Source organism: Herbidospora cretacea (genome assembly GCF_001570605.1).
GTDB classification, from domain to species: Bacteria; Actinomycetota; Actinomycetes; order Streptosporangiales; family Streptosporangiaceae; genus Herbidospora; species Herbidospora cretacea.
The window spans coordinates 39,278-52,721 of the sequence record NZ_BBXG01000025.1; the positions used below are offsets into that span (position 1 = coordinate 39,278).

Annotated in this window: 12 protein-coding genes; 6 read left to right on the forward strand and 6 right to left on the reverse strand. The window is 70.6% G+C overall.

The annotated features are described in order from the left end of the window. Positions 1-35 precede the first annotated feature (35 nt). Positions 36-1,439: an aldehyde dehydrogenase family protein gene (locus AW270_RS33440; protein ID WP_157523014.1), complete on the reverse strand. Its 1,404-nt coding sequence runs from the start codon at positions 1,437-1,439 to the stop codon at positions 36-38. Positions 1,440-1,485: 46 nt separating this feature from the next. After that, on the reverse strand, positions 1,486-2,106 hold the full coding sequence (locus AW270_RS33445) for a mycothiol-dependent nitroreductase Rv2466c family protein (protein ID WP_061300134.1): 621 nt from the start codon (positions 2,104-2,106) through the stop codon (positions 1,486-1,488). A 167-nt stretch (positions 2,107-2,273) separates the two neighbouring features. Between AW270_RS33445 and pepN the strand changes: the two genes are divergently transcribed. Beyond that, complete coding sequence (gene pepN, locus AW270_RS33450; RefSeq protein ID WP_061300135.1) at positions 2,274-4,841, forward strand: aminopeptidase N; 2,568 nt, start codon at positions 2,274-2,276, stop codon at positions 4,839-4,841. A gap of 71 nt (positions 4,842-4,912) precedes the next feature. Then, positions 4,913-5,881, forward strand: a complete 969-nt coding sequence (locus tag AW270_RS33455) for a hypothetical protein (RefSeq protein WP_061300136.1) — start codon at positions 4,913-4,915, stop codon at positions 5,879-5,881. 3 nt (positions 5,882-5,884) lie between these two features. Here AW270_RS33455 and AW270_RS33460 read toward each other — a convergent pair whose 3' ends face one another. Next, a complete protein-coding gene (locus AW270_RS33460) occupies positions 5,885-7,282 on the reverse strand; it encodes an amidase (RefSeq protein WP_061300137.1) in 1,398 nt (465 codons plus the stop codon). Between the two features lie 291 nt (positions 7,283-7,573). Between AW270_RS33460 and AW270_RS33465 the strand changes: the two genes are divergently transcribed. The 4 genes from AW270_RS33465 (at position 7,574) to AW270_RS33480 (ending at position 11,645) form a co-directional block, all read left to right on the forward strand. Next, a complete protein-coding gene (locus AW270_RS33465; protein ID WP_245674990.1) occupies positions 7,574-8,224 on the forward strand; it encodes a nuclease-related domain-containing protein in 651 nt (216 codons plus the stop codon). Between the two features lie 144 nt (positions 8,225-8,368). Then, entirely contained in the window at positions 8,369-10,204 is a 1,836-nt protein-coding gene (gene ilvD, locus AW270_RS33470; protein WP_061300139.1) for a dihydroxy-acid dehydratase, read from the forward strand. Positions 10,205-10,242: 38 nt separating this feature from the next. Further along, on the forward strand, positions 10,243-10,731 hold the full coding sequence (locus tag AW270_RS33475; protein ID WP_061300140.1) for a helix-turn-helix transcriptional regulator: 489 nt from the start codon (positions 10,243-10,245) through the stop codon (positions 10,729-10,731). Positions 10,732-10,781: 50 nt separating this feature from the next. After that, complete coding sequence (locus AW270_RS33480) at positions 10,782-11,645, forward strand: serine hydrolase (protein WP_157523017.1); 864 nt, start codon at positions 10,782-10,784, stop codon at positions 11,643-11,645. Positions 11,646-11,701: 56 nt separating this feature from the next. Here AW270_RS33480 and AW270_RS38185 read toward each other — a convergent pair whose 3' ends face one another. The 3 genes from AW270_RS38185 to AW270_RS33490 are packed head-to-tail and all read right to left on the reverse strand — an operon-like array spanning position 11,702 to position 13,280. Beyond that, positions 11,702-11,923, reverse strand: a complete 222-nt coding sequence (locus tag AW270_RS38185) for an FmdB family zinc ribbon protein (protein WP_082802033.1) — start codon at positions 11,921-11,923, stop codon at positions 11,702-11,704. 18 nt (positions 11,924-11,941) lie between these two features. Next, positions 11,942-12,760, reverse strand: a complete 819-nt coding sequence (locus AW270_RS33485) for a GNAT family N-acetyltransferase (RefSeq protein ID WP_061300142.1) — start codon at positions 12,758-12,760, stop codon at positions 11,942-11,944. 10 nt (positions 12,761-12,770) lie between these two features. Continuing rightward, positions 12,771-13,280 (reverse strand): HNH endonuclease, encoded by a 510-nt coding sequence (locus tag AW270_RS33490; protein ID WP_061300143.1) that lies wholly within the window; start codon positions 13,278-13,280, stop codon positions 12,771-12,773. Positions 13,281-13,444 lie beyond the last annotated feature (164 nt).

A 13,444-nucleotide genomic window follows, 5' to 3' on the forward strand; every position in this document is an offset into this window, starting at 1 on the left:
CTTTGTGTATCCGGGCCCGGGTCAAGCCGGAAAGCTCACATCTGCAAAGACTTGACCTCAAGGAACTCGTCGAACCCGGCCTCGCCCAGCTCCCGGCCGACCCCCGACTGCCCGTAGCCGCCGAAGGGCGCCAGGGGGTTGAACCTGCCGCCGTTGATCGCGACCTGGCCGGTGCGCAGGCGGCGGGCCACGCCGACGGCCTGCTCCTCGTCCGCGGCCCAGACGGCCCCCGCGAGGCCGTAGGGGGTGCCGTTGGCGATCGAGACGGCCTCGTCGACGGTGCCGAAGGGGACGATCGACAGCACCGGGCCGAAGATCTCCTCCTGCTCGATCGTCATGCCCGGCGCGACCCCGGCGAAGACGGCGGGTTCGACGTAGTAGCCGCGCTCGTGAGGGGACTCGTCGCTCCCGGCGACCAGCCGGGCGCCCTCCTCCTGGCCGACGTTGAGGTAGCGGACCACCCGGTCGCGCTGGACCCGCGACACCAGGGGGCCGATGCGGGTGTCGTCGGCGAACGGATCGCCCACCACGTATTTGCGGGAGAACGCGACGGCCATCTGGACGGCCTCGTCGTAGTGGTCCCACTGGACGAGCATCCGCGACCAGGCCGAGCAGGTCTGGCCCGAGTTGCTGTAGGCGTTGGCGACCCCGGCCTTGACCGCGGTCTCCAGGTCGGCGCCGGGCAGGATCACGTTGGCCGACTTGCCGCCGAGCTCCAGCGCGACCCGCTTCACCGTGTCGCCCGCCAGCACCGCGACCCGGCGGCCGGCGGCGGTCGAGCCGGTGAAGGAGACCATGTCGACGTCGGGGTGGGCGGCCAGGGTCTCGCCGACGGTCCGGCCTGGACCGCTGACCAGGTTGAAGACGCCCGGCGGCAGCCCGGCCTCCGCCAGCACCTCGGCCAGCGCGTAGGCCGCCAGCGGGGCCACCTCGCTGGGCTTCAGCACGACCGTGCAGCCGGCCGACAGCGCGGCGCCGACCTTGCAGATCGCCTGGTGGAGGGGGTAGTTCCAGGGGGTGATGGCGGCGACCACGCCCACCGGCTCCCGGACCACCAGGGAGTTGCCGACGCGGGTGGTCTCGGCCTGCCGCCCGGCCATGCCGGCGAAGGACCTGAGCACTCCGGCGGGCATCTGCGTCTGGGTGCGCAGCGCGAAGCCCAGGGGCGCGCCCATGTCGGTCGCGATGATCTCCGCGATCGTCCGGGCGCGGGCCTCGATCAGCTCGGCCGCCCGTAAGAGCAGCGCGCCGCGCTCCTCCGGGGGCGTGGCCGCCCACCGGGGGAACGCGCGCCGGGCGGCGGTGACCGCCTCGGCCACGTCGTCGGCGGATCCGGCGGGGACCCGGTCGACGACCTCCTCGGTCGCCGGGTTGACGACGTCGACACCCTCGCCGGACGACGAGGGCGTCCACGCACCGTTCACGAAGAGCTGACGCATAAGCCCCATCCTTGCGTGAGCGTTGTCATATGGCGAGTTCCACCTGTCAATCGAAGATGGGGTCCCTGGTGCGGGTGCGCTTGAGCTCGAAGAACCCGTCGGTGGACGCGACCAGGACCACTCCGTCCCAGAGACGTCCGGCGGCCTCGCCCTTCGGGGCGGGGCTGATGACCGGGCCGAAGAAGGCGTTGCCCTCGACCGAGATCACCGGGGTGCCGACGTCCATGCCGACCTGGTCCATGCCCGCGTGGTGGGAGCGGCGGATGTCCTCGTCGTACTCGGTGGAGTCCATCTCGTTCACCAGCGCGGGGTCGAGCCCGGCGGCCTCCAGCGCCTCGGTCACGGTCTGCGCGACCCGGTCGAGGCGCTTGCTGCCCTTGCCCGGGTGAAGACGGGTGCCCAGCTGGGTGTAGAGCTCGCCGATCACCTCGTCGCCGTACTTGCGCTGGGCGGCGGCGACGACCCGGACGGGGCCGATGGCTTTGCTCAGAAGCGCCTGATATGACTCCGACACGTCACGCCCCTCATTCAGCATGGTGAGGCTCATCAGGTGCCAGCGCACGTCGACGGGACGGACTTTCTGCACTTCGAGCATCCACCTTGACGTCATCCAAGCCCAAGGACAGAAGGGGTCGAACCAGAAATCCGCGATCTTGCGTTCGGACATTTGCTCACTCTCCCGACAGGAATGTGGTTCCATCGATCGACAACTGGAGTCAGGGATCTACCTATTCCAGGTAGGGAAACATTTGAGTGCGGCTTTGTCCGGGCGGCGTGGCAGGATGCGGTCATCCCGGTCGCGACGGCGCGGCGGGCCGTCTGTGAGGAGCGGATGTGGCAGGCAATCTGACCCGTGACGAGGCCCGGGAGCGCGCCCGGCTGCTGACCGTTCAGTCCTATTCGGTCGAACTCGACCTGACCGAGGGCGATGAGCGGTTCGAAAGCGTCACGACGGTCCACTTCACGTGTGCGCAGCCGGGTGCCGACACCTTCATCGACCTGCACAACGCCCATGTGCGGTCGGTCACCCTCAACGGCACCAGGCTCGACGCCGGCGCCTACGACGAGGAGGCCGGCCGTTTCCCGCTCAGCGGCCTGGCCGAGCAGAACGAGCTCCTCATCGACGCCGACTGCACCTACATGCGGACCGGCGAGGGCCTCCACCGGTTCGTCGACCCGGTCGACAAGCGCGTCTACCTGCACAGCCAGTTCGAGACCGCCGACGCCCACCGCATGTACGCCTGCTTCGACCAGCCCGACCTCAAGGCCACCTTCGAGCTGACGGTCCTGGCCCCGGCCGACTGGGCGGTCATCTCCAACTCGGCGCCCGACGAGACGACCGAGCTGGAGGCGCACGAGGGCCGTCATGGCACGCTCCAGCCCGCCAAGCGGTGGCACTTCCCGGCCACGCCGGTCATGTCGACGTACATCACCGCGCTCGTGGCCGGCCCGTACGCCTCCGTGCACGACGAGCACGACGGCATTCCCCTGGGCATCTACGTTCGCCAGTCCCTGGCCGAACACCTCGACGCGGACAACATTTTCGAGGTAACCAAGCAGGGCTTCGATTTCTTCCACCGCGTCTTCGGCCTGCGCTACCCGTTCGGGAAGTACGACCAGCTGTTCGTCCCCGAGTTCAACGCCGGCGCGATGGAGAACGCGGGCTGCGTCACCTTCCTGGAGGACTACGTCTTCCGCTCCCGGGTGACCGACGCCCTGATCGAGCGCCGCGCCGAGACGATCCTCCACGAGATGGCCCACATGTGGTTCGGCGACCTCGTGACCATGCGCTGGTGGGACGACCTGTGGCTGAACGAGTCGTTCGCCACCTACATGTCGGTCCTCTGCCAGGCCGAGGCCACCCGCTGGGGCCAGGGCGCCTGGACGACCTTCGCCAACGTCGAGAAGGCCTGGGCCTACCGCCAGGACCAGCTCCCCTCGACCCACCCGATCGCCGCCGACATCCCCGACATGCACGCCGTCGAGGTCAACTTCGACGGCATCACCTACGCCAAGGGCGCCAGCGTCCTCAAGCAGCTCGTGGCCTACGTCGGGCTCGACAACTTCCTGGCCGGCGTCCGCGACTACTTCAACGAGCACGCCTGGGGCAACACCGAGCTGAAGGACCTGCTCGGCGCCCTGGAGCGCACGTCCGGCCGCGACCTGTCCTCCTGGTCGAAGGAGTGGCTGGAGACCTCCTGGGTCAACACCCTGCGGCCCTCCTTCGAGGTCGACGCCGAGGGCCGGTTCACCCGGTTCGAGGTGCTCCAGGAGGCCCCGGCCGACTACCCGACGCTGCGCTCCCACCGGGTCGCGATCGGCCTCTACTCCGAGCAGGCGGGCGTGCTGACCCGGGTCAAGCGGGTCGAGCTCGACGTCGTCGGCGCCCGCACCGCCGTGGCCGAGCTGGTCGGCGAGGTCCAGCCCGACCTGGTCCTGGTCAACGACGACGACCTGACCTACGCCAAGGTCCGCCTCGACGAGCGCTCGCTGGCGACCGTGATCAACGGCGGCATCGTCAAGTTCGCCGACTCGCTGCCGCGCGCCCTGTGCTGGTCGGCCGCCTGGGACATGACCCGCGACGGCGAGATGGCCACCCGCGACTACGTCACCCTGGTCGACACCGGCATCCACTCGGTCACCGACCTGACGGTGCTGCAGACCGTGCTGCGCCAGGCCCGCCAGGCGGTCCAGCAGTACGCCGCCCCCGAGTGGCGCGACACCGGCATGGCCACCCTGGCCGGCACGCTGCGCCGCCTGTTCCAGGGCGCCGAGGCCGGGTCGGACCACCAGCTCGCCTACCTCAACGCCTTCGCCGAGACGGCCACCTCCCAGGCCGACCTCGAGTTCCTCCACGCCATCCTGCTCGGCGTCTCGGCCCCGGCCGGGCTGACCGTCGACGCCGACCTGCGCTGGACGCTCACCCGGGCCCTGGTCGTGGGCGGGGTGCTCAGCGGCGCCGACATCGACGCCGAGCTGGTCCGCGACGCCACCGCCACGGGCGAGCGCTCGGCCGCGCAGGCCCGCGCCTCGATCCCGACCGAGGAGGCCAAGGCCAGCGCCTGGGCCCGCATCGTCAGCGGCGAGCTGAGCGGCGCGGTGCTGCGCTCGACCATCCTCGGCTTCGCCGAGCCGCGCCGCGTCGACCTCCTGGAGCCCTACGGCCCGGCGTTCTTCGCCGAGGTCGCCGGGATCTGGAAGAACTGGACCAGCGACACGGCCCAGAACTTCGCGATCGGCTGCTACCCCACCCATTTGATCCGCCCGGAGACGGCCGACGCCACCCACGAGCTGATCGCCTCCGCCCAGCCGCCCCACGGCCTGAAGCGGCTGCTGCTCGAAGGCGCCGACGGCATCGGCCGGGCGCTGCGGGCCCGCGCCAAGGACGCCGCGTCCGCCTGAACGGTCACGTAGGTTCAGGGGAGGCCGGGCCCGCACCCGGCCTCCCCCGTACCCCGTGAGAAAGTGAATGGATGGAGTCGGCCCACGACCTGCTCATCGCGCTGGCCCGCCGTTATTCCTTCGGCGACGTCGGCGCCCTGTCCGGTTCCGTGCTGCCCGATGCGGCACGCGCGACTCTGGTCGCGGCCGTCTGCGAGTTCGGCCAGCGTCTGCTGACGCTCGACGCCGAGGACTTCGCGAGCGAGCTCGACGCCCCGGTGATCCCCGCCGATCTCCGCCGCCGGGCGCGCGCCTGCCACATGCCGCAGACCCCCAAGGAGCGTCCCCGCGGCGCCCTCGACTCGCTGCGCCCCGCCTACTCGCTGCTCCTTGAGGTGATCAAGGTGCGGTGGGACCAGCGGGAGCTCAGCGCGATGATGGCCGCGGTGCACATCACGTCCGAATACCTGCCGCTGCTCGCCTTCGAAGAGGCGCTGGGCCACTCGGGCGACCCGGCCCGCTGGCCGGAGGGCCTCCAGGCGCCCGGCAGCCGTTTCGGCGTCATCGGCGAGAAGGAGTGCGACCACACCCGCTCCGAACAGTCGGCCACCCAGCGATCGCTCCGCGTGGCGTCGGAGCCGGCCGAGGGCTGGCGAGCCTACTTCGACCGCCAGCACAGCCAGGTCGCCGGAGCCATGGCCGTCTGCGTCGCCAAGTGCCGCACTCCCTGTACGGCCATGGACTGGGTCCCCGACAAGGAGACCCTGTCCACCCGCTGCCGCACCGCGCTCGCCTTCGCCGACACCCCGCTCGTCCGGCTGCGCCACGCCGCCCCGGTGGGTCACGGCTTCGGCGTCCCCTCACCCGAGGAGGTGCTGGAGGCCTGGCGGCGGAGCAGGGCCGTGCTGAACAAGAACGGCGTCGGCAACCAGGTGACCGTCGACGACGGCTTCCCCCTGGAGGGCCTGCCGAGCCTGGTCTCGGCCATCGCGGGCACCGACGTGCGGCCCGCGGGGCTGCTGGCCGACGTGTCGGAACACGTCGTCTCCCTGCTCAGGTAGGGGTCACCAGCCGGGTGGGCGGCGTTCTCCCCAGAAGCCGCCCACCGCCGCCTCGACCTGGGCCGACAGCGCGATCAGCGTGCCCTCCTCGGCCCACCGGCCGCCCAGCATGACCCCGACGGGCAGGCCTTCGGGCGTCCAGTGGATCGGCAGGTTGACCGAGGGCTGCCCGCTGACGTTGTAGACCGCCGCGAAGGGCGCGAACCGCTTGACGCGCTCGAAGGTCTCGGCGGGGTCGTCGACGTCCTCGAACCAGCCGATCTCCGGGGTCAGCCCGGTCACCGTGGGCGTCAGCACGGCGTCGAACTCGTTGGTGGCCAGCAGCGCGAACCGGGTGGTGAGCTGGATGGCCGACTGGGCCTTGAGGAAGTCGGGCGCGGACGTGGCGAACCCGCGCTCCCGCAGCCACGCCGTGATGGGCCGCATCAGGTGCTCCCGGTCGGGCGCGACCGGATGCATGCAGGCGAAGCTGAACCACATGCGCTCGAACAGCGGCACGGCGGAGGCGCCGTAGGGGTTGTCGATGTCGACGATCTCGTGCCCGAGCCCGTCGAGGAGGCGCGAGGCCTTCTCGTAGGCCGCCACGACCTCCGGGTGGAGCTCGGCGCCGTCGATCACCGGGTCGCGGTGGCGGGCGATCCTGAGCCGCCCCGGATCGCGTCTGGCGTGTTCGGCGAACGGGATACCGGAGTCGGGCGCCCAGTACATGTCCCCCGGCTGGTGGTGGGCGAGCACGTCGAGCAGGGCCGCCGCGTCGGCGACGTTCCGGGCCAGCGGCCCGCTGGCCGACAGGCCCGCCAGATCCGGGATCATCGGGGCGAGCGACACCCGTCCGCGGCTCGGCTTGATGCCCACCAGGCCGCAGGCCGCGGCCGGGATCCTGATCGACCCCGCTCCGTCACTGCCCTGCGCGACCGGCGCGAGCCCGGCCGCCACCGCGGCCGCGGCTCCCCCACTGGACCCACCGGCCGACCTCGTGACGTCCCAGGGGGTGCGGGCCGGTGGCGCGACGGTTGGTTCCGTGTAGCAGGGCAAACCGAACTCTGGCGTATTGGTCTTACCGGACATAACGGTCCCGGCCTCGCGGAGCCGGGTGACGAGGGAGTCGTCGACGGGCGCCCGGAAATCCTGATAAGTGGCCGAGCCGAACCTCACCGGCACGCCCTTGACGAAGTTCAGATCCTTCACCGGCACCGGCACGCCGAACAGCGGCCGGTCTCCCGGGCCTTCGCTTTCGAGGTTCCGGGCCTGCTCAAGGGCCATTTCCGCAGTCACGGTCACGTAGGCGCCGACCTCGTCGGCCCGCGAGAGATAGTGGTCCGCGATCTCGACGGGAGACAGCTCGCGGGCGCGTACGGCCGCGGCGAGTTCGAGTGCGGTGAGGTCATGAATGCCGGCCACTGCCGGAAGATATCTATAGATGATGCCCTATACCAGCATGAGCGAATCAGCAAATGTTGGCCACAAAAGTATGAACCAGGCTCCACTAGGCAACAGCTTGGCGCCTCAACTACGGTCTGTTATGTGGATAGCCGTCTAGCGCCCGAAGAGGGTCACGATACGTCACCGATCTGGGTGAGCGATCGTGAGGAGCGCCCCCCGACGCGACCTGACACGCCAGCGTCGACCTACGCGCCCGTAGAGCGCGCGTCTCTGCGGAGCACCTTGCAGCAGCCCAGATATCAGGATCTGGTGCGCCGAGCAGCCATCTCCGTCGCGGTGGGGATCGTGACGGGTCTGCTGTTCGGCAGCGTCCGAACCGGCCTGGTGTTCCTGGCGCTGACAGCGATCGGGCTGACCGTCTACCGGGCCAGGACCGTGTCGTCCGTCCCGGCGTGGCGGCGGCCGTCGGTCGCGGAGCGCCGGACCGAGGCCCAACTCAAGAAGCTCGAACGCGGTGGTTACCGCACGCTCCACGCCCGGTCGATCCCCGGCAGCGACGCCCAGATCGACCACCTCGTGGTGGGCCCGACGGGGGTGTACGCCGTCGACTCGGAGAAGTGGGACCGGCGTCTTCCCGTCCGCGTGCAGTCGCACCGCAAGCTCTTCCACGGGCCCTTCAACCAGAAGCCGCGCCTCGACGAGGCACGATGGGAGGCGACCCAGGCGAGCGACCTGATCAGCAAGGCGCTCGGCCGGGAGATCACCGTCGTCCCGTCGCTGGCCATCTACGGCCCGGCCATCCCCTGGCGGATCCTCAACGTCCGCGAGGTCGACGTGTTCTCCGGCGCCATGGTCCGCAAGTGGATCACCAAGCGGGAGAAGTCGCTCACGACCTCGGAGGTCGACTCGATCTTCAAGGCCGCGGAGAACGTCCTGCCCTCGCGCTACAGCGAGGTCTGACGCAGGAACGTTCCCATCCCCTGTCCGACAGGCCCGCGCCCATCTGGGCGCGGGCCGTTTCACGTTCTGGGACCCGTGTCTCAGCGCTCGGGCGGCGGACTTACCATGTATGGACGTCGAACGTCTTCTGATCGGAGTCTGGCCATGCCCGCCCTCAGGTCTCGAACGGTCACCCACGGCAGGAACATGGCCGGTGCCCGGGCCCTGCTCCGGGCGACCGGTGTAGCCGGCAGCGACTTCGGCAAGCCCATCGTCGCGGTGGCCAACAGCTTCACCCAGTTCGTGCCGGGCCACGTCCACCTCCGCGAGGTCGGCGACGTCGTGGCGGGGGCGATCCGGGAGGCCGGCGCGATCCCGCGCGAGTTCAACACCATCGCCGTCGACGACGGCATCGCGATGGGCCACGGCGGCATGCTCTACTCGCTGCCCTCCCGCGAGCTGATCGCCGACGCGGTCGAATACATGGTCAACGCCCACTGCGCCGACGCGCTGATCTGCGTCTCCAACTGCGACAAGATCACCCCTGGCATGCTGCTGGCCGCCATGCGGCTCAACATCCCGACCGTCTTCGTCTCGGGCGGCCCGATGGAGGCCGGCAAGACCCAGATCGCCGGCAAGGGCCGCAAGCTCGACCTGATCGACCCGATGATCGCCGCCGCCGACACCGCCGTCTCCGACGAGGACCTCCTCACGATGGAGGAGGAGGCCTGCCCGACGTGCGGCTCCTGCAGCGGCATGTTCACCGCCAACTCGATGAACTGCCTCGTCGAGGCGATCGGCCTGGGCCTGCCCGGCAACGGCACGATCCTGGCCACCCACAAGGCCCGCGAGCAGCTCTACAAGGACGCCGGGAAGACGATCGTCGAGATCACCCGTCGCCACTACGAGAACGACGACTTCTCCGTCCTGCCCCGCGCCATCGCCACCAAGGACGCCTTCGAGAACGCCATGGCCCTCGACGTCGCCATGGGCGGCTCGACCAACACGATCCTCCACATCCTGGCGGCGGCCCGCGAGGCCGGGGTCGACTTCGGCCTGAAGGAGATCAACGAGATCTCGCTGCGGGTGCCGTGCCTGTGCAAGGTCGCCCCGGCGACGAACAAATACCACATCGAAGACGTCCACCGGGCCGGCGGCATCCCCGCCATCCTGGCCGAGCTCGACCGCGGCGGCCTGCTCCACCGCGACACCGTCACCGTCAACGGCGGCACCCTGGGCGACCTGCTCGACCAGTGGGACGCGATCGCCCATCCCGCCGACCTCTGGTACGCCGCGCCCGGCAACGTCCGCACGGTGAAGCCCTACTCGCAGGACAACCGCTGGGAGACCCTCGACCTCGACCGCGCCGAGGGCTGCATCCGCGACGTCGCCCACGCCTACACCAAGGACGGCGGCCTGGCCGTCCTCTACGGCAACATCGCGACCGACGGCTGCGTCGTCAAGACGGCCGGCGTCGACGAGTCGATCTGGAAGTTCTCCGGCCCGGCCGTGGTGTTCGAGTCGCAGGAGGCCGCCGTCGACGGCATCCTCGGCGACAAGGTCAAGGAGGGCGACGTCGTCGTCATCCGCTACGAGGGCCCGAAGGGCGGCCCCGGCATGCAGGAGATGCTCTACCCGACGAGCTTCCTGAAGGGCCGCGGCCTGGGCAAGGCCTGCGCGCTGGTCACCGACGGCCGCTTCTCCGGCGGCACGTCAGGCCTGTCGATCGGCCACGCCTCCCCCGAGGCGGCCGAGGGCGGCGCGATCGCCCTGGTCGAAGACGGCGACCTGATCGAGATCGACATCCCCGGGCGTTCGATCGAGCTGCGGGTGCCCGAGGCCGACCTGGCCGCCCGCCGCGAGAGGCTGCTGGCCGAGCTGGGCCGCTACCGCCCGCGCGACCGCGAGCGCCCGGTCACCGCCGCCCTCCAGGCCTACGCCGCGCTGACCACCTCGGCCAGCACGGGAGCCTCACGAGACCTCTCCCAGCTCGCGAACTAGTTCGAGAAAATGTCAGTGGGCTTATCTAAAATCGAGGTATGGCCACTGTCATTCGGCACACCGGGTCCCTGACGACCGCCGAGGTCGCCGCCCTCGCGCTCTCGCTCGCCCACCTCGGCGCCGGTCCGCAGTCCGTGACCGCGCGCCGGGGTCTGCGCCACGCCCTCGACCACATCGAGCTGGACGACGACGTGATCGCGACGACCCTGTCCACCCTGACGACCCCCCTGTCCCCCGACGTCGCCCGCCGCGCCCGCGCGGTCGCCCAGGCCATCACCTCCCGGCTGGTCGTCCGCATCCACTACCTCGACGCCGCCGGGAACCTGAGCGTGCGCGACGTCGAACCGGTCACGTGTCTCGTCCACCGCGAACACTGGTATCTGGCGGGCTGGTGCCGGCTGCGCCGGGGCATCCGCGCCTTCCGCTTCGACCGCATCATCTCGGTCGAGTCCACCGACATCCCGGCTCGCCCCCACTTACCGGAACGTTTCCTGCCGTTCCAGCGCCGGAGTAAGACTGCGGCATAACCCGCGTGTCGTGAAACCGCCGGTCAGGGCCCTCGGCCGACTCTTTGATCATGAACCCGAGGTCCCTACCGGCGGCATGCACGCAGGTCAGGCCCGCACGCCTGGCCCCCACCCGCCCGCCCTGCACCGGCGGCGGGGTGATCTCCGCTCCGGCCCGTGAGGTGCCCATGGTGTCCGACGGGGCGTTCGGCCCGGCCGACCGCCTGACCCTGACCCGTGAGGTGGCCGCCTGTCTGCGCGCCCGTCCCGGCCGCGGCGCGGTGGCGATCCACGACCGCCTCACCGGGGCCCGCTTCGCCATGGAACCGGACCCGGGCCCGTTCCCGCTGGCCAGCGTCGCCAAGGTCGCCATCCTGCTCGGCACGCTGCTCAACGCCCAGGCCCAGGGCCGCGCCCTGACGGGAGCCGAGCGGGTGCGGGCCGAGGCGATGATCCGCCGCAGCGACAACGCGGCGGCCCAGGCACTGGCGGTCGAACTGGGCGGCAAGGAGGGCATGACCCGGCGGCTCCGCGACCTCGGCGTCGACCAGACCTGGCCCCAGACCGCCTGGGGCACCACCCTCAGCCACCCGGCCGACCAGCTGAAACTCCTCGACCTGCTGACCTCCCCCGACGGCCCCCTCGCCGTCGAGAACCGCCTCTACGCCCGTGCCCTCATGACCTCGGTGGAGCCTTCGCAGGCGTGGGGCGTCAGCGCGGCCGCCCTGCCCGGCGAGCAGGTCGCGATCAAGAACGGCTGGATGCCGGTGCGGGCCCATGGAGGGAGGTGGGTGGTCAACAGCGTCGGCCACCTGTCGTCGGACTCCTCCGACCTGCTCATCGCGATCCTGACGGAACGCAGTCCCGACACGGAGACCGGCATCAGAACCGTCCAGGAGGTGGCGGAGCTGGTGATCTCCGCCATGCGCCCCTGATCTCCAGCCTGACAGTGTTCCGCACCACACGGCCCCGCTTGCGGCCGGCTGCCGGGTCAGCCGCAGCAGCCTCCGCCGCAGCACCCGCCGCCACCGCTTGCCGAAGGCCTGGGGGCCGACGAGCCGGAGGCGGTGCCCGTCACGGCGACGGTGGAGAGGAGTTTGACCGTGTCGTCGTGGCCGCCGGGGCACGGCGCGGGGGCGTTGGCCTCGGCCATGGGGCGGTTGAGTTCGAAGGTCGAACCGCAGGCGCGGCAGCGGTAGTCATATCGAGGCATGCCACCAGAGTAAGGGGCTCAGGCGTAGGACACCGAGGCGTAGTCGCCCACGGGGACGTAGCCGAGTTTCCGGTAGATCGAGTTCGAGGTCGGGTTGGACAGATCGGTGAAGAGCAGGACCTCGGAGGCTCCCGCCGCCAGGGCCGCGGCCGTCGCCGTGTGGGTGACCGCCGAGCCGTAGCCGTGCCCCCGGTGCTCGGGCGGGGTGTAGACCGGGCCGATGCGGGACATCCCGGCGATCGGCTGGGAGAAGCCGGCCACGGAGACGGGGGCGCCACCCTCGTCGGCCCAGTAGACGAGTTCCTCCCGGTTGGTCCGGGCCGAGACCACGGGGGTCGGGTCGGTGTCGCGGTCGACGTGGGCCTCGTCCTGGAACGCGCGGAACCAGCCGACGAGATGGCCCAGGTCGCGGGCGGTGGCCGTACGGGACGAGCCGGAAGCCGTGTGCGGGGCCAGGGTGGTCAGACGGTGGAGGCGCTCGCTGCGGCGGCGGGTCTCGGGGCGCCACCAGAGGCGGGTGAAGGCGTCGGCCACGTCGAGGGGGGCGGAGATGCCGGGGATCGCGTGGTCCGCGGCGATCAGCTCGCGGACCAGGGAGCCCAGGGCGCTGGTCGGGACCGCCCCCAGCAGGAGCGGATAGGGCGGGGTGTGCAGGACCGCGCCGGCGATGTCGTCGCCGTCGACGAACCAGCCGCAGAGGTTGTCGTCACGGAAGACGCCGCCCCGCAACCCCCGCAACACGGTCAGCGGGACCGTGTTGCGGACGGGGTCGCGGAGCAGCCAGTCTTCGGCGTCACCGGGGAAATCGGTGACGTCGTCGCTCAGAACCCAGGTCATGATCCGGATCCTAGGCCGCCGACTCCTCGAGGTAGGGGGCCCATTGCGGGTCTCCGTCGAGCTGCGCGCCGATCAGCCTCCAGTGGGGCCCGTGAGGGACCGCCGGAGGCACCCGGAGCTGCCAGCCGATCTCCTCCAGGAGCTTGTCGGCCTTGCGATGGTTGCAGGGCATGCACGACGCCACGCAGTTCTCCCACGTGTGCGGGCCGCCCTTGGATCGGGGGATGACGTGGTCGATCGTCTCGGCCCGCTGCCCGCAGTAGGCGCAGCGGAAGTCGTCGCGGCGCATCAGCGCCGCCCGCGTGAGCGGGATTCTCGACCGGTAGGGAATGCGGACATAGCGACGGAGCCGGATCACCGACGGGATGTCGAGCGTCCGGGTCGCCGATCGGAGCACACCCCCGCGACCGTCACGGTGGACGATGTCGGCCTTCTCCCGGAGCACGAGCACGATCGCCCGGTGCATCGAGAGAGTGGTCAGTGGCTCGTAGGTGGCATTGAGGAGGAGAACCTGGCGCATCAGCCGACCTCCTCGGCCGTGGCTGTGCGCCGAAGTTGCGGCCCCGCCTGTTGGGACTCAGGTCGTTCTTTCACACGGACCTCCGCCGGACGGCCCAGCGGATGGTCACCACGGCACCGCCCTCAACCAAAGTGTGTCCTTTGCGAAGACAAGTCCGCCACCCC

Bases quoted from the DNA above. Each gene is read 5' to 3' on its own strand.
- AW270_RS33485 (WP_061300142.1), bottom strand. From the start codon at position 12,760: ATGACCTGGGTTCTGAGCGACGACGTCACCGATTTCCCCGGTGACGCC.
- AW270_RS33490 (WP_061300143.1), bottom strand. From the start codon at position 13,280: ATGCGCCAGGTTCTCCTCCTCAATGCCACCTACGAGCCACTGACCACT.
- AW270_RS33440 (WP_157523014.1), bottom strand. From the start codon at position 1,439: ATGCGTCAGCTCTTCGTGAACGGTGCGTGGACGCCCTCGTCGTCCGGC.
- AW270_RS33475 (WP_061300140.1), top strand. From the start codon at position 10,243: ATGGCCACTGTCATTCGGCACACCGGGTCCCTGACGACCGCCGAGGTC.
- AW270_RS38185 (WP_082802033.1), bottom strand. From the start codon at position 11,923: ATGCCTCGATATGACTACCGCTGCCGCGCCTGCGGTTCGACCTTCGAA.
- AW270_RS33480 (WP_157523017.1), top strand. From the start codon at position 10,782: ATGAACCCGAGGTCCCTACCGGCGGCATGCACGCAGGTCAGGCCCGCA.
- ilvD (WP_061300139.1), top strand. From the start codon at position 8,369: ATGCCCGCCCTCAGGTCTCGAACGGTCACCCACGGCAGGAACATGGCC.
- AW270_RS33455 (WP_061300136.1), top strand. From the start codon at position 4,913: ATGGAGTCGGCCCACGACCTGCTCATCGCGCTGGCCCGCCGTTATTCC.
- AW270_RS33445 (WP_061300134.1), bottom strand. From the start codon at position 2,106: ATGTCCGAACGCAAGATCGCGGATTTCTGGTTCGACCCCTTCTGTCCT.